This is a genomic window from Janthinobacterium sp. GW822-FHT07H10 (assembly GCF_058798675.1).
Map to the genome: position 1 here is coordinate 362,557 of NZ_JBXAKS010000006.1, position 18,085 is coordinate 380,641.

Sequence of the window (18,085 nt, forward strand, 5' to 3'; positions counted from 1 at the left end):
AATCAGGGGCGCGCGCAGGCGGCCACGGCGCCGGCCAGCCAGGCCGCATCGACGGGCCCCAGCCGCCGCGTGCAGACCTGATGTTGAGAGTTTAGAATCACTGTGTACGGCAAGCCATTGATTTGATTGCCAAAGATGGGCAACAAGTCTGGCCTGGCCAAGGCCTGGGGATAGCTGGCAGGGTGGCTTCGCAGGAACGCTTGCGCGGCTGCCCGCGTATCGATGGCGATGCCGATCAGACGTTGCCGGGGCGCGCTGGCGGCGTAGGCATTCAATATCGGCAACTCCCGGACGCAGGGCGGGCAATTGCTGGCCCAGAAATTGAGCACCACGGCCTGGCCCCGGTACTGGCGCAGGCCCAGGCTGCCGTCCGCATCGAGGCGGGGCAGGTCGAAGCGCAGCGGCGCGGCGGTCGCGCTGCCGGAGATCAGCAGCGGCAGCAGCCACGCTTTCATGGCGGCACCACGATGGCGTCCGTCATGCGGTAGTACAGGCCCATGGGGTCGCTGGCCAGCACTGTCAGCTTGCCCTGCAGGATGAAGGGCGCGTAGCTGAACTTGACCGGCGTGCGGCTCTTGATCTCGACTACGCCTTCCGGGCCGGCAGGCAGGCAAAAGGGACAGCTGGCCGAAGTGACGGTCAGCAGGAAATGCTTCTGCTTCTGGCCCGGTTCCAGGGGCATCATGAAGCCTTGCACTTTCACGTCCGTATTGTCGAGCGCGCGGATGTCCGGCGTGTACTTCGGCACCATGCGGCCCTTGCTTGCCTTCACGGTGGTGGCCTTGCCCAGCAGTTTCCACGAGACCACTCCCGGGATATCCGTCAAGGGGGCGAAGAACGAGGGCGGCTCGTTCAGCGCGCCGGCCAGCGCGGAAGCGGAGGCGCTGGCCAGCAGGCTGGCGCCGGCCAGTGCGCCAGCGCCCAGTACGAGGCGTTTCAACAAGAGGCGATGCAACATTGCGTTTTCCTTTCACGGGCGCGCCAGGGTGGCGGCGATATCGGTGCGGTAGGCGCGCGCGGCGGGCAGGGCGGCCGCCAGCAAGCCCACGGCTGCGGCGATGACGGGCAGCCACGCTTCATCGGGCGCAAGGCGCCAGGCCTGCAAGTTCAGCGTTTGCTCGCCATCCATATTCCACTGCAACAGCGCGACGCCGCCATGCCCGAGCAGCCAGCCCAGCGCCGCTCCTGTCGACGACAGCAGCAAGCCCTGCGTCAGTAGCAGGCCCAGCAGTTTGGAGGGCGAGGCGCCCAGGGTGCGCAGGATGGCCAGATCCATCCTGCGTTCTTCCAGCGCGCCATACAGGGCGACGAACAGCGACAAGGCCGCCACCAGCAGCACGCCGGCGGCGATGGCGCGCAGCACGGCGATACCCACGCCCAGCAGGTTGAACAGGCGTGCCGCCTCGAACGCCGGCTGGGCCGCCTGCAACCCTGGCTGGCTATTCACCCAGTGCGGCAGCGTGATCGCGGACAGCGGCGACGCGTATTGCACCAGCACGGCTGTCAGTTCGCGCTCGGGAGTTGTCGCGGCTGGTTCGGCCGGCTGCTCGTCGGGGTCTGTTTCGTGCACGCGCCACACGGACGCGACGGGCGTGACGATCAGGCGGTCGAGCACCGTGCCCGTCGGCTTGAGGATGCCCACCACCGTGTAGGGCGCGTGGTCGTGCAGTTCGCCGCCCGCCGCCAGCCCGTGCGAACCGGCGAAGGTGGCGCCCAGGGTCGCTCCCGTGGCGCGCGCCGCCTGGGCGTCGAACACGGCTTGCATCGCTTGCGAGGGCGGCCGGCCTTGCGCCAGTTGTGCGCCGTAATGATCGAGCAGCGCCGTCGTGCTGCCGACGATGCGGAAACCGTGGAAATTGTCGCCCAGGGCCAGGGGGATGACCGACTTCACCAATGGCTGCGCGGCGACCGCCGCCAGCGTGGTCTCGGGAATGTTGCCGGTCGGAATGTCAGCGTGATACACGGACGACAGGATCAGCTGCAGCGGCGAGCCTTTCGCGCCCACCACGAGGTCGATGCCCTGCGCATCGCGCCCGGCGTGCTCCTCCAGCTGGCTGGAGACGGCCAGGATGAAGGTCATCATGGCGATGCCGATCGCCACCAGCAGCAGATTCAGGCTCGATGCCAGCGGCTTGTGGCGCAGGGCGCGCCAGGCCAGCGTCACCGCGTTCATGGCGCCAGCCCGGCGCGAGGCAGGCGCAGCACGGCGGCGTCCGGCAAGGCGGCCAGCACGCGCGCGTCGTGGCTGGCGATGACGAGCGAGGCACCAGCCTGTGCCGCCTGCCGCGCCAGCAGGTTGACGACGGCCGCGCAGGCGCCGTCATCGAGGTTGGCCGTCGGCTCGTCGGCCAGGATCAGCCGCGGGCGCATGAAGACGGCGCGCGCGATGGCGGTTCGTTGCCGCTGGCCGCCGCTCAATGCGTGCGGATAGGCGGCCAGCTTGTCGGCCAGCCCCAATTGGCCCAGCAGGCTGGCCGCGCGGTTCCGGTCGGGCCGCTTGCCGCTGGCATAGGCGGGCAGCAAAACATTGTCGAGCACGTTCAAGCTGGGCACCAGCGCCAGTTGCTGTGGCAGCAAGCCGACGGTGCTGCCGCGCCAGCTGTCGCGTTGGCGCGGCGAGAGGCCCGGCAGCGACGTGCCCGCCACTTCCAGGCGGCCTTGCTGCGGTGCCAGGATGCCTGCCAGCAGATGCAGCAAGGTCGATTTGCCCGAGCCGGACGGTCCCAGCAGCAGCGCATGGCGCCCGGCGGGCAAGTGGAAGGCGGCGATGTCGAGCACGGGGCACGCGTCGTCATAGCCGTACGTCAGTGAGGCGAGGTGGAGCATGGTTTCTCTTTCCGGTAGCAGGCAAGCAAAGATTGCCGCACAAATGCAAGTGAGCTGCATTATAATTCAAAACGCAATCGACTTGCATTTAAAAATCCGCATCCATTGCACCCCTTGCTTGCCCCTATCAACACCCCCATCCGAAAGATACCCATGACCCAGCGCAAACTCCCCGTCACCGTCCTGTCCGGCTTTCTCGGCGCCGGCAAGACCACCTTGCTCAACCACATACTGCGCAACCGCGAAGGCAAGCGCGTGGCCGTCATCGTCAACGACATGAGCGACGTCAATATCGACGCTTCGCTGGTGAAGGACAGCGCCGAGGCGGCCGGTGCGGCCCTGTCGCGCACGGAAGAAAAACTGGTGGAAATGTCGAACGGCTGCATCTGCTGCACCCTGCGCGACGACCTGCTGCTGGAAGTGCGGCGCCTGGCCGCGGAGGACCGCTTCGACTACCTGCTGATCGAATCGACGGGCGTGGGCGAGCCGATGCCCGTGGCCGCCACCTTCGACTTCGAGGACGAGCATGGCGACAGCCTGAACGACGTGGCGCGCATCGACTGCATGGTCACCGTGGTCGACTGCGCCAACTTGCTCAACGATTTCCACAGCGAAGACAGCCTGGAGCAGCGTGGCGAAATCGCGGGCGAGGGCGATGACCGCCAGCTGGCCAACTTGCTCACGGAACAGATCGAGTTTGCCAATGTCATCGTGCTCAACAAGGTCGACATGGTGGGGGCCGACGAGCGCCGGCGCGTGCTGGCCATCCTCCACGCCCTCAATCCGGGCGCCACGGTCATCGAAACCAACCAGTCCGTCGTGCCGCTGGACGCCATCCTGGGCACGAACTTGTTCGACCTGGAGCAGGCGGCCAGCATGCCGGGCTGGGCGCAAGAGCTGGCGGGCATCCATACGCCGGAAACGGAAGCCTATGGCATAGCCAGTTTCGTGTACCGGGCGAAGGAACCGTTCCACGCGCAGCGCCTGCACGATTACATTTCCCGGCCGATACCCGGCGTGGTGCGCAGCAAGGGCTATTTCTGGCTGGCCAGCCGCCCCGAATGGGTGGCCAGCCTGTCCGGCGCGGGCAAGCTGATGAATATCGAACCGGTGGGCCTGTGGTGGGCCGCCGTGCCGCGCGAGCGCTGGCCGACGGATGCCGAGTCGCTGGCGGAAATGCGGGCGGGCTGGAGCGAGACGTATGGCGACCGCTACCAGGAAATCGTCTTCATCGGCCAGGACATGGACCAGGCCGCCATCGAGGCGGACTTGAAAAAATGCCAACTGAACTATACGGAAACGCGCAAGGGCATGGCGGCCTGGCGCAGCTTGCCCGACCCGTTTCCCCAATGGCAACGCATGGAAGAACTGGAAGACTAACCTTGAAGAGGAAAAAAGCATGACAGAACTGATCCCCGTCACCATCATCACGGGTTTTCTCGGCAGCGGGAAAACCACCTTGCTCAAGCGCATATTGCAGGGCGATCACGGCTACCGCATCGCCGTGATCGAAAATGAATTCGCCGCCGAAAGCATCGACCATGGACTGCTGGTGCAGGACAGCGACGAGCAGATCGTGGAAATGAACAATGGCTGCATCTGCTGCAGCGTGCGCGGCGACCTGATCCGCATTCTGGGCGAACTGCACGCCAGGCGCGCGGCGGGCGCCATCGATTTCGACCACGTGATCATCGAGACGACGGGCCTGGCCGCGCCGGGTCCCGTGGCGCAAACCTTCTTTGCGGAACCATCCGTCAGCGAGTTTTACATGCTCGACGCCATCCTGACCGTGGTCGACGCGCGCCACGCGCAGCAGCAACTGACGGCGCACAGGGAGGCGCAGGAGCAGGTGGGCTTTGCCGACCGCCTGCTGCTGTCGAAGACGGACCTGGTCAGCAAGGCCGAGCTGGCCGCGCTGCGCCAGCGCCTGGCGGCCATCAATTGCCGCGCCGGCATGCAAAAGCTGAGTTTTGGCAATGTGCCGCTGCGCGACATCCTGGACATCCGTGGCTTCAACCTGAACGCCATCGTCGAGCTGGAGCCGGATTTCCTCGGCGAGCTGGGCCATCGCCATGGCGACGGCGTGCAATCGTTCGTGTATCACCAGTCCCAGGCCCTCGACCTGCTACAGGTGGAAAATTTTCTCGATGCCGTGGTGCAGCTGTTCGGCACCCAGCTGATGCGCTACAAGGGCATCCTGCATGTCGCCGACCTGCCATGCCGCGCCGACTTCCAGGGCGTGCACATGCTGATGGGTTCGGAACTGGGTGCGCCGTGGCGCGAGGATGAAACGCGCGCCAGCACCATGATCTTCATCGGCCGCGACTTGCCGCAGGATATGCTGATCCGTGGCCTGGACCGCTGCGTGGCCGGCGCCGCCAGTCCGGCCAACATGATGGCCGAGGTCGTGGCGGGGGCGGCAGCCGGGGTGGCCGCATGAGCGTGGAAGCGGGCTTGCCCGCCCTGGCGCTGATCTTCCTGCTGGGCATGCGGCACGGCCTGGAACCGGACCACCTGGCCGCCGTCGACGGCCTGACCCTGCGCAGCCTGCCCGCGCACCCGCGCTGGGCGCCGTGGATGGGGGCGATGTTTGCGCTGGGGCATGGCATTACCGTGCTGGCCATCGTCGCCGTGGCCGCCTTGGCGGCGGAACAGTTCACGCCGTCGGAAGCCGTGTTCGGCTGGCTCGAGTGGCTGCCCATCGCCTTGCTGCTGCTCATTGCCGCCATGAATGCGCGCACCTTGCTGGCCGGCGCGCAACTGGCCAATGTGCGCGCACGGATGTTGCCCGGATGGCTGAAAGGCGCTGCCGGCCCGCTGGGCGGCATCCTCGTCGGCATGCTGTTCGCGCTGGTCTTCGATACGGCCCTGCAGGCGGCCGCCTGGGGCTATGCGGCCGTGGCCCTCGGTGGCATGGGGCCGGCCTTGCTGACGGGGCTGGTGTTTGCCGTGGGCATGGGCGTGACCGATACCTTCGATGGCTGGGTGACGGCCAGGGTCATGCGCACCGGCAAGGAGGATATCGTGCGCGCATTCCGGCGCCGCCTGGGCTGGCCCATCGTCGCCATCTGCGTGGCCATGGCCGGCTACATGGCGGCCGGCAAGCTGGAGCCTGCGTGGTCCATGCCGGAAAGCTGGACCGTGGCGCTGGGCGCGGCCATGGTGCTGTTGATGGCGATCCTGTATGGCTGGACCCTGTACGGCTTGCGCGCCGTCAAGGTGCACTAGGCGTGCGCTGCAGGGGCGGGCGGCGTGGGTATAATGGGCAAAAACAGCCGGATCCCGCCATGACAAACGCCAGCGCCCACGATATCGCCATCCGCCTGCTGTTGCCGGCCGACACCACCGCCTTTTGCGCGCTGCGCCTGCGCGCGATCCAGGAGGCGCCCAGTGCGTTTTCCTCGTCGCGCGAGGATGAACTTGGCCCGTACGCCAGACGAACACGTGCAGCGCATCGCCGGCGGCGCCATGCAGCGGGCGTTTGGTGCCTTCGACGGCGACCGGCTCGTCGGTTTTGCGGGCTTGCGCCGCGAGCCGATGCGCCAGCTGTCGCACAAGGCCCTGCTGTGGGGCGTCTTCGTGGACGTCGCTTACCGGGGCCAGGGCGTGGCGCGCCGCCTCGTCAATGCCTGCATCGCGCTGGCCGAACATGATCCCGCCATCCTGCAAGTGCATCTGAGCGTGAACGCGGAAAACAATGCCGCCTTGCGCCTGTATGAATCGCTGGGCTTTATCGGCTATGGCACGGAACCGCGCTCGATGCGCGTCGGCGAGCTGTTCTATGACGAGCATCACCTGGCCTTGCTGCTCAGGTGATGTCTACAGGTGATGTCTTTTGGGAAATTACTTGCAGCGCGGGCACAGGCCCTTGATCAGGTAATCGACCTCGTCGCCGCTAAAGCCTTCCGGCAGGGCGACGGGCGTGGGCAGCTTGACCTCGTTGAAACACGTGACGTTCGCGCATTTCGTGCACTGGAAGTGCGCGTGTTCGTGCGCCTGGTGACCGGCGCCCGCGCTGAAGCGCCACACCTGGTCGGCACCCGCGATGCGGTGCACCAGTTCATTTTCCGTCAGCCACTCGAGCACGCGGTACAGGGTCACGGAATCGATATCGCTGTCCTGCGACAGCGCCTGCTGGATTTCATGGTGGGTCAGCGAGCGGCTTTGCGCCATTAAAAAGTCGAGCACCTTCACGCGCGTCTTGGTGACGCGGGCGTTGGTGTTGCGGATCAGCGATTCGGCTTGCGGTGTAAAAGAAGATGTCAACATGATATGGCCTGCTTACGGGTGGACGGGCTGGCGGCGTCATCGCCGTGCCTTTGGCACCCTCATGGCCGTATCTTAGCATGCGTGCCCCCGTGCATGAAGCCGCGTCACGGTTTGAATGTCCAATAGCGGCCGGCCACGGTATCGACGGGGTCGAGAAAGCGCTGGTCGGCACGCGCATTGTTGCGTATCAAATAAAACATGTCGGACAGGGCCGAGCGCTTTTCCGCGAAGTAGGAATGCTTGATGAAGCTGGTATCGACGCCGCTGGCGTCGATGGTTTCCACGCCGGCCATGATCAGCATGCCGGCGCCGCTGTCGCCCGCGCGCGCGTAGCCGTGCACGGTTTTCGAGGCGGCCAGGGCCAGGTCCTGCGACGAGGCGTACAGGGTGACGGGGTTGCGCGCGCCGGCCAGTTTCGGCGCGATATCGTGCCTGAAGACGGCCGCGTCGATGTCGGGCGCCGTCAGGATGATGTCCGTGATCTTTTGCGCCAGCTGCGGCTGCGCCGCCATCAGCTCGGCCACGGCGCGCCCCAGGCCCCGGTTGCCCATGCTGTGGCCCACCAGATAGACGTGCGCCGCCTCGCTGTGCGCGAGGAAATCGGCCAGGAAGGCGGCGATGTGCGGCGTGCTCCATTCGATATTGTTTTCATCGACGGTGTAGGCCGCCAGTTCGCCGCGCGACGGCCAGCTGTAGAACACGGGCGCGCCATCGAAGCCCAGGTCGTAGGCCATCTGCCCCGTGCGCCGCGCCGCGTCCTCGAACGTCACGTTGTAGCCGTGTACAAAGATAAAGGCGCTCTTGCCGGCCGAGGCGCGTACCTGCGTCCTCAATGCCGCAAAGAAATTATCGCGGTCCTGCACCTCGGTTTCCAGCAGCACGACGTGCTTGGCCGGGTCTTCGCGCAATTCCAGGCGCCACAGCGACGGCGATTCCAGCTGGCCCATGCGGTGGTCGCGCGGGATGCTGATGTCGCAGCTGCCATAGCTGAGCGGGCCATCGCCGCCGCCATTGCCGCTGCCTGTGCTCGCGCCTGTGCTGCGCTCGCCGCTGAAACGCAGGGCCGCCGGCTTGCCCACGTCGCGCTGGCGGTCGGTGGCGAAATACACTTTCACGACGGCATAATTGGAGACGACGGCGCTTTTGTCCGCGGGCGTGGGCACACTGGCCGGCGTGATGTCGATGGCGGTGACGGGGCGTTGCAGGGCATCGAGCAAGCCTTGCGCGGCGAACAGGGTTTCCATGTCGTCCGGCACCTTCGCCGTGGACAGGGCCGCCGCCAGCGCCAGGCGCAGCGGGGCAGAGGCGGGGTCGGCTTCCAGCCCGGCGATGGCGGCCAGGATGGCGGCCGCACTGTCGAACTTTGCGATGGCCGTCTTCAGCTGCCGGTAGCGGCTGCTGATGGCCTCGGCGGCGTGGCTGGGGGCGCCATGCCCGATGGCCGCGACGACGGCGGAAGTGATCAAGTCCATGCGCCACCTGCCTCTCTATGCAATATGGATAGCCTGGCTAGCCATATTGCCATAAAAGCACGCGGAAGGCGACTTGTCCAGCACCGCGCGCAGGCGGTGCGCGGCAGATCAATGCTGCTTGTCGTCGCTGAATTGCTGCGCCAGCGATTGCAGGGGCGCCACGCTCAGGCCGCCACGGCTGACGTGTCCGGGAATGCTGACGCGCACGGGCTTGCTGTGCATATTCGTCGACGACAGCACGTTGGTGGTGGTTTCCGGCGTGGCATTCCACACGGGATCGGCGATGCCTTCGAACACATGTTTCAATTGCTCGCCCCACGTGTCGCGGATCATGCGGAAATACTGGTTCTTTTCATCGATGGTGACGAAGCGCGTGACGGCCAGGCTGTCCGTCCCGTAGACGAGCAGATCCAGCGGCAAACCGACGGAAATGTTCGAGCGCAAGGTGGAGTCCATGGAAATGAGTGCGCACTTGGCCGCCTCGTCCAGGCGCGTGGTCGGGTTGATGACCCTGTCGATGATGGGCTTGCCGTACTTGGCTTCGCCGATCTGGAAATACGTGTTTTCATCGTGCGATTCGATGAAATTGCCGGCCGAATACACCTGGAACAAACGGCAGCGCTCGGCGCCTATCTGGCCCCCTAGAATGATGCTGACATTGAAATCGATGCCGCACTCGGCCAGGGCCTTCGCTTCGCGCTGGTGTACGGTTCGCACGGCTTCGCCCACGATGCGGGCCGCGTCGTACATGCTGGCCACGTTCCAGATGCTGCGTCCGTCCGCATCCACGTGTTCGGACACGAGCTGGCGGATGGCTTGCGAGATCGACAAGTTTCCTGCCGTCATCAACACCAGCATGCGGTCGCCCGGGTTTTCAAACACGCTCATCTTGCGGAAGGTGCCCACCTGGTCCACGCCAGCGTTGGTGCGGGAGTCGGACAGGAAGACCAGGCCTTCGTTCAGGCGCACGCCTATGCAATAAGTCATCGTAGCAAATCGAGTAAAAGGGGAAGCATTCTACACCAGCCAGGCCCAGGCGATCCGCCGCAAGGCCCGGCCAGCCTCATTCCTGCAGGGTTACACGGGTACTATCTGTACATCGACGCGCAACGTTTCCGTGCCGCCACCCTGGCGCACGCCGCGCACGGGGGCGGCCGAATCGTAGTCGCGGCCGATGGCCAGCCGGCAATACGCATCCGTCATCAGGCGCGCATGCGTGACGTCGATGCTGACCCAGCCCGCGAAGTCCGTATCCTCGGCCCAGGCATCGACCCAGGCGTGGCTGGCCGCGTGGCCCGTCGTTTCCGGGTCGATATAGCCGGAGACATAGCGGGCCGGGATGCCCCACGCATGGCAGCAGGCCAGGAACAGGTGCGCGTGGTCCTGGCACACGCCACGGCCCAGGGCCAGGGCGTCGCCGGCCGTGGTGGTGACCATGGTGGCGCCGCTTTCATAGGCCACCTTGCCGACGATGCTTTCGGCCAGGCGCAGCAAGTGGCCCGTGCCGGCCGTCACGCGCCGGTCCGGCAGGCTGGCGCAAGCCAGCTCCAGGATGGCCGGGTTGGCCTGCGTCAGCGGCGTCGGCATGGTAAACAACAGCGGCGACAGGGTATCGACCAGGTTCAGCCGTCCCTTGTGCGGGTAGATGGTTTCCACCACGCCCTGGGCGACCAGGCTCAGCGATTGATGGCTGCCATTGATGGTCAGCATGTGCGACAGGTTGCCGTAGGCATCCGTGTAGGCGTGGCACCGGCCCGGCGTCGTGATCTGCCAGGACAGGGCGCGCTGCTGCGGCTCGATACGCGGCGTCAGGTGCAGCTGCTGGATGGTGTAGGCCAGCGGCGCGCTGTAGGCGTAATGGGTTTCGTGGCGGATGGTGAGCTGCATCAGGCCGCCAAGGGAACGAGGAAGTCGCGGCTGACCCGGTTGCCCAGGTCATAGATGTTTTCCAGAAACTCCGTCAGGGTCAAGTGCAGGCCCGCCTTCATGATGTCGTCGATATGGCCGAATTTCAGCTCCGCATGCAGCTTGCCGGCGAAACGCTCCGTATCGGCCGAGACATCGTTGCGGATATGTTTCAGGTTTTCCACCACGTCTTCCATGCAGGCAAGCAGGGACCTGGGCATGTCGCCGCGCAGCATCAGCAATTCCGCCACCCTGGCCGGCGTGATGACGTCGCGGTACACCTTGCGGTAGATTTCAAAGCCGGAGACGGAGCGCAGCAGCGCCGCCCAGTAGTAAAAATCGCGCTGCGTGATGTCTTTTGACGTGTCGCGCGCGCCGTGGAACTTCACGTCGAGGATGCGCGCCGTGTTGTCGGCCCGCTCGAGGAAGGTGCCGAGGCGGATGAAATGGATGGCCTCATCCTTGAGCATGGTGCCCAGGGTCACGCCGCGCGACAGGTGCGAGCGGTACTTCACCCATTCGAAGAACTGGCTGGGGTCCGTTTCCAGCAGATTGCTTTTCAGGCGTTTCTGCATGTCGAGCCAGGTGGCGTTCTGGATTTCCCACACTTCCGTCGTCAGGGTGCCGCGCACGGCGCGGGCATTTTCGCGCGCGCCCGTCAGGCAGGCGAGGATGGACGACGGGTTGTTCGGGTCGCGCACCATGAAGTCGAGCACGTCGCGCGTGTGGAAGCGGCCATATTTGTGGTCATACGCGCTCTGCAGTTCGGAAATGCCCAGGGTGGCGCGCCAGCCCTGTTCGGCATCCTGCTCGGACTGCGGCAGCATCGAGGTCTGCATGTTGACGTCGAGCATGCGCGCCGTGTTTTCCGCCCGCTCCGTGTAGCGGGCCATCCAGAACAAATGATCGGCGGTGCGGCTCAGCATGTTTTTTCTCCTGCAAAGACGGACGATGGTTCCAGCACCCACGTATCCTTGGTGCCGCCGCCCTGCGAGGAATTGACCACCAGCGAACCTTCGCCGAGCGCCACGCGGGTCAGGCCGCCGGGCACCATGGAAATCGTCTTGCCGGACAGCACGAATGGACGCAAATCGATGTGGCGCGGCGCGATGCCGGCCTCCACATACGTGGGGCAGGCGGACAGGGCCAGGGTGGGCTGGGCGATGTAGCCGCCCGGATTGGCCAGCAGGCGCTGGCGGAAGTCCTCGATCTGCGCGGCGCTCGACGCCGGGCCCACCAGCATGCCGTAGCCGCCGGCGCCATGCACTTCCTTGACGACCAGTTGCGCCAGGTTCGCCAGCACGTAGGACAGATCGGCCGGCTTGCGGCACTGGTAGGTGGGCACGTTGTTGAGGATCGGTTCCTGCGACAGGTAAAACCTGATCATGTCGGGCACGAAAGGGTAGATCGACTTGTCGTCGGCCACGCCCGTGCCGATGGCGTTGGCCAGCGTCACCCTGCCGGCGCGGTAGACGGACAGCAGGCCCGGCACGCCCAGCGACGAGTCCGACCGAAACGCCAGCGGATCGAGGAAATCGTCGTCGACCCGGCGGTAGATGACGTCGACGCGCTTCGGACCGCGCGTCGTGCGCATGTAGACGGAGTTGTCGTTGACAAACAAATCCTTGCCTTCCACCAATTCCACGCCCATCTGCTGGGCCAGGAACGCGTGTTCAAAATAGGCGGAGTTGTACATGCCGGGCGTCATGACGACGACCGTGGGGTCATCGATCCCCATCGGCGCCACGGAGCGCAGGTTGTCGAGCAGCATGTCCGGATAGTGGTCGACGGGGGCGATGCGGTTGCGGGCAAACAGTTCCGGGAACAGCCGCATCATCATCTTGCGGTCTTCCAGCATGTAGGAGACGCCGGATGGCACGCGCAGATTGTCTTCGAGCACATAGAATTCACCCTGGCCGGCACGCACGATGTCGACGCCGGCGATGTGGGCGTAAATGTCGGAAGCGACGGCGATGCCCTGCATTTCCGGGCGGTACTGGGCATTCTTGTAGATTTGCTCGGCGGGAATGATGCCGGCCTTGATGATGTTTTGTTCATGATAAATATCATGGATAAACATGTTCAGCGCCTGCACGCGCTGCACCAGGCCCGTCTGCATCTGCGCCCATTCGGCGGCCGGGATAATGCGCGGGATGGTGTCGAACGGTATCAGGCGTTCCGTGCCGGCATCGTCGCCATACACGGCAAAGGTGATGCCGACCCTGCGGAAGGTGAGGTCGGCTTCGGCCCGCTTGCGGGCGATGGTGTCGGGGGATTGCTGCTCCAGCCAGCTATTAAATTCACGATAGTGTTCACGTACCATGCCGTCCGTACCCACGTCATCTGCAGTCATTTCATTGAAAAAATTTGCCATGTTGTGATTTCCCCTTGAGCCTTGGTCTGACTATAGCTCAGCAGGAAGTGTGCCAATGCCGCAGCAATGCCGCACGCGTGAAATTGTGTAAAAAATGACCACTTTTGTGGCGTAAATCCGTCATCTGCACCGTATTGGTGCGTTACTTGTCAGTTTCTGGGGAAGTCGGCCGGATGGACGAAGGGCCGGCAATCGACGGGCAAGTCGAAGATGAAGCTCGTGCCCGTCTCGGGCGAGCTGTCGACGGCGATGCTGCCGCCATGGCTTTCGGCCACGTTCTGCACGAAGGGCAGGCCGATGCCCCAGCCTGGCGCCGGGCCATGGTTTTCGCGCCGCAGGTAGTCGAAGATGCGCTCGGCCTGTTCCGGTGCGATCGGGTGGCCGCCATTGTGCACGGTGATGATCATGCGTTCGTGCGTCTGTTCCACATGCAAGCCGATGGCGGCGTCATCGCCGTACTTGAGGGCATTGCTGAGCAGGTTTTCCAGCGCGCGCCGCAGCGAATTCTCGCACCACCAGCCGACGACAGATTGCCCATTGACAATACATTTATCGGGCCGCTGCAGGTTGACCTGGCTGGCCACGGCGCGCACCAGCGGCAGCACGTCGAACTGGCTCAGCACCAGCGGCAGCTGCTGGCCCTGGTGGTAGCTGAGGGTGTCGAGCAATTCCTCGATCATGCTGTCGAGCCGCTTGCTGTGTTCGGCAATCTTGTGCGCCAGCACGGCCACCCGTTCCGGTTCGGCTGGCCTGAGCAGCAACTGGGCGCTGGTGCTGATCACGGCCAGCGGATTGCGCATGTCGTGCGACAGGCCGGCCGCGATGCGGCGGCGGAAGCCTTCATGCATGCTGGTAAATTCGCGTATCGATTCGCGGATGCCCACGTCGATCGATTCGTTGATCACGCACCAGTCCTTGCGGCGCAAGGTGATGCCGGACTCGTGGGCGACGGCGGCGAAGCAGTCGCGGAAGATCTGGTATTCCTGGATCACCTGTTCCGGCCCGTAATTGGTCATGCGCGCCCGCTCGTTGCCATGTACGGCCGGCACATTGCTGTTGCTGGCGGCGTTTTCGCGCGGATGGCCAGGCGTCAGGGCCTCGGCCAGGTTGTCGAAAAAGGCCGGCAAGGTATTGATGAGGATGGGCGTGAGCAGCTGGTCGGCGCCGCGCACGCAGGCGCGCACGCGGTCTTCCCAGGCAGTGAGGACGGCGTCGCGCATGGCAAAGATGCGCTGCGCGCGCGCCAGCGGCGGGCCTGCGGCTGCCCGACGATCCGCGTGATGATGCGTGGCGTTACTCACCTGAACTCCCTGGCAGGAATGGCTATGCGCTTAATAGTATGCGCCAAATCAGCCGTCAGGGAAACGCATTATTGTCCAGTATTGGCCTGGCGCAGGGCCGCCTCCAGGCGCGCAAGCGAGGCTGACCAATCGGCCAGGGAAAAGTTCTGTGGATCATCATGACCGTTCGCAAAACCCGTGTCGAGCACGGCGTGGAAGGCGGGAATCAGCCACGTGCCCTTGCGCACGCTGGCGGCCAGGTACAGCAGGGCCAGGCGGTCATACTGCGCCGGCGTGAAACCGGGGTCGGGCGCCAGGCCATCGTTGCCCTTGCCGCCGCCGGGCACGGAACGGCGCGGCTGCACCAGCTCCACGTGCAGGAACAGGCCCGTCAGCGACGGCTTGTCCTTTTCCAGCTTGCTGGCGTAGCCGGCCGTGCCAAAGTCGCGCACCGCCAGCGAATCGCCGAGGCGGTTCACATACACATGGCCTTTCGGACCGCCGCCCAGGGCGGGATTGCGCAGCGTAAAGTCGTTGAAATCCCAGCTGGCGTCGTTGATGTGGGCGGGAATCGCGTCCAGCAGGAAATTCGGGTAGCTGGTGTCGTGGATGACGAAATAGCGGGCCACGGGCGCCACCAGCCGTCCCACGGCGCGCGACAGCGGCGCGTCGACGGCGCCGCCCACGGCCATTTCATCGATGCCGTGCGTGGACAGATACGCGCGCAGGCTGGCCGGGGCGATGTCCGTGCGCTGGCCGACGTGGCTGTCGAGAAAGGCGGGCAGCGGCGCACTGGCGCCCAGGCGCGCATACAGCTTGACGGGGCGTAACAAGCACGTGGCCTGGGCCCGCGCATCGCCCTTGAAGCCGCTTTTCCAGGCAGCATACGGACAGGCAACTTGCTGCTGGGCAGCTGCGGGCAGGGACAGGGCCAGTGACACGAGCAGGGCAGGGGAGAGTTTCATGCGGGCATTGTCGCCGAACCGGGCGTGCCGGCACAGGCGCGCACGCGAAAAAAAAGCTGCCACGGGGAAGGGCAGCTTTATCGCAGGCCGGCGCAGGCTGATTTAGAACGCCACGCTGCCCGAGACGACAAAGGTGCGCGGCGCAGCCAGCACCAGGCTGCCCGCGTCGAACGAGGAGACGGCCGAGGCCCAGTAGCTGCGGTCGGCCACGTTGTCGATGCGCGCGCGCAAGGTCACGTCATGGCCGGCCACCTGGGTCAGGTAGCGCGCGCCGATGTCGACGCGGGTCCAGGATGGCAGCTGCTTGCTGTTGGCCAGATCCGCATACTGCGTCGACGTGTAGACGGTGCGTGCGTTCAGCGACAGGCCAGGCGCGCCAGGTACATCCCATTCGCCGCCCATGCTCAGCTGCGTTTTCGGCGCGCCGATGGCGTTCTTGCCATTGTTGGCCGGCTTGTCCGTCTTGCGCTGTTCCGTATCGAGCCAGGTCAGGCCGCCCAGCAGGCGCACGCCGGCCATCGGCGTGCCGAAGACGGACAGTTCCAGGCCCTGGTTGCGCTGTTCGCCCGACAGGGTGGCGCGCGAGCCGACCACGGCCGGCAAGGGCTTGGCCGTCGAGAACAGGGCGGCGCTCATGCCCAGCCTGCCGCCATCGTACTTGATGCCGATTTCTTTCTGCTTGGTCTTGTATGGCGAGAATACCTCGCCCTTGTTGCTCACCGGCATGTCGTTCTTGCCATCAAAGTAGGTCCCGCTGGCAACTGGTCCCTTGACCAGCGCCTCGATGTAGTTGGCGTACAGCGACACGTTCTTGCTGGCCTTGTAGACGATGCCGGCCACGGGCGTCGTGGCGCTCTTGTCATAGCTGGAATACTGCACGGCCGTGCCGTAGGCATACGCCGCATCGCGGATCTGCTGGCGGCGCAGGCCCACGGTCAGCAACAGCTGCTCGTCGAGGAAGGCCATGGTATCGGCCACGGCGTAACTGTTGAGGATGGTTTTTTGCGTCAGGCGCGGGTCGCTCATCACGCCACCCGAGTTCGCGGGCAGGGTAGGCGGCATGGCCACGTCCAACGGACGGTAGATATTCGTCGGCAAGCCTGCGTAATCGCTGATCGCATACGCATTCTTCGCCTCGTTCCAGTGACCGGACCAGCTGGCCACCAGCGTATGCTGGACGGCGCCCGTGCGGACCTTGCCCCGGATACCCAGTTCGCCCGTGCGGATTTCCTGCTTGCGCGCATTGTCGAAACGGTACACGCTGGCATCGCCATTGAGCGAGTTCAACGTCGGTTGGGCCAGGCTGTTCGACTCCTTCGTCGAACGGCTGCCAAATGCGGCCCAGGCCACCACATCTTTGGCAAGGTCCACCTCGGCGCGTGCCGTGCCAAACACATCGTGCTCCTTCGAGTAGCTCCACGGCTGGGCGAAGTTCTTCGCCGCGTCGGGCGCGCCGGGCAAGGCCGTCAGGCTGCCTGTGCTGACGGAAGGACGCGGCGCCGTCAGATCGAAATTCTGGTAGCCGGCGTCGGCCGACAGGCGGTAGTTGCGGCCGCGATAGTCGAGGCCGACGGAGAACATGCCCACGTCGTGGTCTTCGCGCTTGATGCTGGTCTCGCCCTGGCGCTTGGCGGCGTTCACGCGCACGCCGAATTCCTGGTTGTCGCCGAAGCGGCGCGCCACGTCGATGGCCGCGTAGGCATGACCGCCCGACTCCACGCCCACCGTCAGCTCTGTCAATGGCGCGTTGCCGGCGCGCTTGGGCATCAGGTTGATGGCGCCGCCAAGGCCGCTGCCGCCAGGGGCCGCACCATTCAGGAAGGCGCTGGCGCCGCGGAACACTTCCACGCGCTCGAGCAGTTCCGGCGACACGTACTGGCGCGGCAAGACGCCGTACAGGCCGTTGTAAGCCACGTCATCGGAATCGAGGGCGAAACCACGGATCACATAGACTTCCTGGAAGTTGCCATAGCCGCGCGACATGCGCACGGCCGGATCGCTTTGCAGCAGGTCGCCCACGCTGCGCGCCTGCTGGTCGGCAATGAACTGCTGCGTGTAACTGGTGCTGCCAAACGGGGAATCCATCATGTCCACGGAACCGAGGATACCCATGCGCCCGCCGCGCGCCACCTGCCCCCCCGCATACGCCTTCGATAAGCCTTCCGCCGACGCATCGGCCGACGCATTCACGACGACGGTGGGCATGCTTTGCGCGTCGCCGCTGGCTGGCGCCGCAGCGCTGGTTTGGGCGTGGGCGGCGGTGCTGGCCAGCAGGAAGGCGGCCAGGGCGAACGGGGTGGGGGCGAGGTGGAACTTGCGCATGATGTTGTTTGGATATTAATGAGAATGATTATCATTATATTCCGCCGCGCGGGATAGCGTGCAAAATCGTGCGCCTGGCAGTCAAAAAATGGTGCGTAGCACAACACTTGACGCGTCAGGCACCGGATTCTGCATAAAAAAGGCGCGCCAGACGATACCTTGCGAATTCATCAACCCATGCCAGGCGCTCCCGCTAAAATGCAGCATCGCGCCTTGCGCCCACAGGACACCGCATGCCCATGCTTCGCCATTCCCCGCCTGATGCGCCGCGCCCGCGCCTGCCGCGCTGGCTCAGCCTGAAAGGTGCCGCCGTCGCGCTGATCCTCGCCATGCATGCGCTGGGCCTGTATTTCCTGCTGCTGCCGGCGCGCCAGCTCAAGCAATACACGGAAGTGGCCTTCCTGACCCTGATGCCGCCCCGGGCCTTGCCGCGCACGCCGCCGATGCCCTTGCCGATGCCCATGCCCCGCGCGCGCGCGATTGCGCCCGTGGCGCCGCCCGCCTTGCCGCCCGTCCTGGCCGAATCCGTCGCCGCGCCGGCGGAAACCATCACCGCGCCCGTCGATGCGCCGCCTGCCGCGCCCACGGAAGACTTGCGCACGCGCGCCAGGCTGGCGGCGGGCGCCGCCGACAAGGCCCTGCGCGCCGAATTGCAGAAAGACAAGCCGTGGC

17 protein-coding genes and 1 pseudogene are annotated in these 18,085 nt (G+C 65.2%); 5 read left to right on the forward strand and 13 right to left on the reverse strand.

What is annotated here, in order from left to right:
* Positions 1-2 precede the first annotated feature (2 nt).
* The 4 genes from AC1RDJ_RS16625 to AC1RDJ_RS16640 are packed head-to-tail and all read right to left on the reverse strand — an operon-like array spanning position 3 to position 2,826.
* Positions 3-455, reverse strand: coding sequence for a TlpA disulfide reductase family protein (locus AC1RDJ_RS16625; RefSeq protein WP_493028142.1), 453 nt, complete (start codon positions 453-455; stop codon positions 3-5).
* Positions 452-958 (reverse strand): DUF3299 domain-containing protein, encoded by a 507-nt coding sequence (locus tag AC1RDJ_RS16630; protein WP_493028143.1) that lies wholly within the window; start codon positions 956-958, stop codon positions 452-454. Before AC1RDJ_RS16630 ends, AC1RDJ_RS16625 begins: the two co-directional genes overlap by 4 nt.
* A 12-nt stretch (positions 959-970) precedes the next feature.
* Positions 971-2,173 carry an ABC transporter permease gene (locus tag AC1RDJ_RS16635; protein ID WP_493028144.1) on the reverse strand — a complete coding sequence of 401 codons (1,203 nt, stop codon included), beginning with the start codon at positions 2,171-2,173 and terminating at the stop codon, positions 971-973.
* Positions 2,170-2,826 (reverse strand): ABC transporter ATP-binding protein, encoded by a 657-nt coding sequence (locus AC1RDJ_RS16640; protein WP_493028145.1) that lies wholly within the window; start codon positions 2,824-2,826, stop codon positions 2,170-2,172. The genes AC1RDJ_RS16635 and AC1RDJ_RS16640 overlap by 4 nt, the downstream gene beginning before the upstream one ends.
* Positions 2,827-2,979: 153 nt before the next feature.
* On the opposite strand from AC1RDJ_RS16640, the gene zigA reads away from it, so the two are divergent.
* From zigA to AC1RDJ_RS16660, 4 genes are all read left to right on the forward strand, one after another.
* On the forward strand, positions 2,980-4,206 hold the full coding sequence (zigA, locus tag AC1RDJ_RS16645; protein ID WP_071323674.1) for a zinc metallochaperone GTPase ZigA: 1,227 nt from the start codon (positions 2,980-2,982) through the stop codon (positions 4,204-4,206).
* 19 nt (positions 4,207-4,225) lie between these two features.
* Positions 4,226-5,266 (forward strand): CobW family GTP-binding protein, encoded by a 1,041-nt coding sequence (locus AC1RDJ_RS16650; RefSeq protein WP_493028146.1) that lies wholly within the window; start codon positions 4,226-4,228, stop codon positions 5,264-5,266.
* On the forward strand, positions 5,263-6,054 hold the full coding sequence (locus tag AC1RDJ_RS16655) for a HoxN/HupN/NixA family nickel/cobalt transporter (RefSeq protein WP_071323672.1): 792 nt from the start codon (positions 5,263-5,265) through the stop codon (positions 6,052-6,054). Before AC1RDJ_RS16650 ends, AC1RDJ_RS16655 begins: the two co-directional genes overlap by 4 nt.
* A 192-nt stretch (positions 6,055-6,246) precedes the next feature.
* Complete coding sequence (locus AC1RDJ_RS16660; protein WP_493028148.1) at positions 6,247-6,642, forward strand: GNAT family N-acetyltransferase; 396 nt, start codon at positions 6,247-6,249, stop codon at positions 6,640-6,642.
* A 27-nt stretch (positions 6,643-6,669) separates the two neighbouring features.
* On the opposite strand, the gene AC1RDJ_RS16665 is transcribed toward AC1RDJ_RS16660, so the two are convergent.
* The 9 genes from AC1RDJ_RS16665 to AC1RDJ_RS16705 form a co-directional block, all read right to left on the reverse strand.
* Positions 6,670-7,095 carry a Fur family transcriptional regulator gene (locus tag AC1RDJ_RS16665; protein WP_071323670.1) on the reverse strand — a complete coding sequence of 142 codons (426 nt, stop codon included), beginning with the start codon at positions 7,093-7,095 and terminating at the stop codon, positions 6,670-6,672.
* 104 nt (positions 7,096-7,199) lie between these two features.
* Complete coding sequence (locus AC1RDJ_RS16670) at positions 7,200-8,567, reverse strand: alpha/beta hydrolase (RefSeq protein WP_493028149.1); 1,368 nt, start codon at positions 8,565-8,567, stop codon at positions 7,200-7,202.
* Positions 8,568-8,675: 108 nt separating this feature from the next.
* Positions 8,676-9,554: a proteasome-type protease gene (locus tag AC1RDJ_RS16675; RefSeq protein WP_071323668.1), complete on the reverse strand. Its 879-nt coding sequence runs from the start codon at positions 9,552-9,554 to the stop codon at positions 8,676-8,678.
* Positions 9,555-9,644: 90 nt separating this feature from the next.
* The gene (locus tag AC1RDJ_RS16680; protein WP_493028151.1) at positions 9,645-10,454 is read right to left on the reverse strand and encodes a transglutaminase family protein; all 810 of its coding nucleotides are present in this window, start codon (positions 10,452-10,454) and stop codon (positions 9,645-9,647) included.
* Positions 10,454-11,398: an alpha-E domain-containing protein gene (locus AC1RDJ_RS16685; RefSeq protein ID WP_071323666.1), complete on the reverse strand. Its 945-nt coding sequence runs from the start codon at positions 11,396-11,398 to the stop codon at positions 10,454-10,456. The genes AC1RDJ_RS16680 and AC1RDJ_RS16685 overlap by 1 nt, the downstream gene beginning before the upstream one ends.
* Complete coding sequence (locus tag AC1RDJ_RS16690; protein WP_493028152.1) at positions 11,392-12,846, reverse strand: circularly permuted type 2 ATP-grasp protein; 1,455 nt, start codon at positions 12,844-12,846, stop codon at positions 11,392-11,394. Before AC1RDJ_RS16690 ends, AC1RDJ_RS16685 begins: the two co-directional genes overlap by 7 nt.
* Positions 12,847-12,995: 149 nt before the next feature.
* Positions 12,996-14,147 (reverse strand): sensor histidine kinase, encoded by a 1,152-nt coding sequence (locus tag AC1RDJ_RS16695; protein WP_071323664.1) that lies wholly within the window; start codon positions 14,145-14,147, stop codon positions 12,996-12,998.
* 68 nt (positions 14,148-14,215) lie between these two features.
* The gene (locus AC1RDJ_RS16700) at positions 14,216-15,091 is read right to left on the reverse strand and encodes a hypothetical protein (RefSeq protein WP_156894813.1); all 876 of its coding nucleotides are present in this window, start codon (positions 15,089-15,091) and stop codon (positions 14,216-14,218) included.
* Positions 15,092-15,193: 102 nt separating this feature from the next.
* The gene (locus AC1RDJ_RS16705; protein WP_493028153.1) at positions 15,194-17,413 is read right to left on the reverse strand and encodes a TonB-dependent receptor; all 2,220 of its coding nucleotides are present in this window, start codon (positions 17,411-17,413) and stop codon (positions 15,194-15,196) included.
* 239 nt (positions 17,414-17,652) lie between these two features.
* Between AC1RDJ_RS16705 and AC1RDJ_RS16710 the strand changes: the two are divergent.
* Positions 17,653-18,085, forward strand: a pseudogene (locus AC1RDJ_RS16710) (hypothetical protein); the annotation flags it as partial.

What these genes read in the sequence shown, in the direction of transcription:
- AC1RDJ_RS16625 (WP_493028142.1), bottom strand. Translation starts at nt 455, where the DNA reads ATGAAAGCGTGGCTGCTGCCGCTGCTGATCTCCGGCAGCGCGACCGCC.
- AC1RDJ_RS16630 (WP_493028143.1), bottom strand. Translation starts at nt 958, where the DNA reads ATGTTGCATCGCCTCTTGTTGAAACGCCTCGTACTGGGCGCTGGCGCA.
- AC1RDJ_RS16635 (WP_493028144.1), bottom strand. Translation starts at nt 2,173, where the DNA reads ATGAACGCGGTGACGCTGGCCTGGCGCGCCCTGCGCCACAAGCCGCTG.
- AC1RDJ_RS16640 (WP_493028145.1), bottom strand. Translation starts at nt 2,826, where the DNA reads ATGCTCCACCTCGCCTCACTGACGTACGGCTATGACGACGCGTGCCCC.
- zigA (WP_071323674.1), top strand. Translation starts at nt 2,980, where the DNA reads ATGACCCAGCGCAAACTCCCCGTCACCGTCCTGTCCGGCTTTCTCGGC.
- AC1RDJ_RS16650 (WP_493028146.1), top strand. Translation starts at nt 4,226, where the DNA reads ATGACAGAACTGATCCCCGTCACCATCATCACGGGTTTTCTCGGCAGC.
- AC1RDJ_RS16655 (WP_071323672.1), top strand. Translation starts at nt 5,263, where the DNA reads ATGAGCGTGGAAGCGGGCTTGCCCGCCCTGGCGCTGATCTTCCTGCTG.
- AC1RDJ_RS16665 (WP_071323670.1), bottom strand. Translation starts at nt 7,095, where the DNA reads ATGTTGACATCTTCTTTTACACCGCAAGCCGAATCGCTGATCCGCAAC.
- AC1RDJ_RS16670 (WP_493028149.1), bottom strand. Translation starts at nt 8,567, where the DNA reads ATGGACTTGATCACTTCCGCCGTCGTCGCGGCCATCGGGCATGGCGCC.
- AC1RDJ_RS16675 (WP_071323668.1), bottom strand. Translation starts at nt 9,554, where the DNA reads ATGACTTATTGCATAGGCGTGCGCCTGAACGAAGGCCTGGTCTTCCTG.
- AC1RDJ_RS16680 (WP_493028151.1), bottom strand. Translation starts at nt 10,454, where the DNA reads ATGCAGCTCACCATCCGCCACGAAACCCATTACGCCTACAGCGCGCCG.
- AC1RDJ_RS16685 (WP_071323666.1), bottom strand. Translation starts at nt 11,398, where the DNA reads ATGCTGAGCCGCACCGCCGATCATTTGTTCTGGATGGCCCGCTACACG.
- AC1RDJ_RS16690 (WP_493028152.1), bottom strand. Translation starts at nt 12,846, where the DNA reads ATGGCAAATTTTTTCAATGAAATGACTGCAGATGACGTGGGTACGGAC.
- AC1RDJ_RS16700 (WP_156894813.1), bottom strand. Translation starts at nt 15,091, where the DNA reads ATGAAACTCTCCCCTGCCCTGCTCGTGTCACTGGCCCTGTCCCTGCCC.
- AC1RDJ_RS16705 (WP_493028153.1), bottom strand. Translation starts at nt 17,413, where the DNA reads ATGCGCAAGTTCCACCTCGCCCCCACCCCGTTCGCCCTGGCCGCCTTC.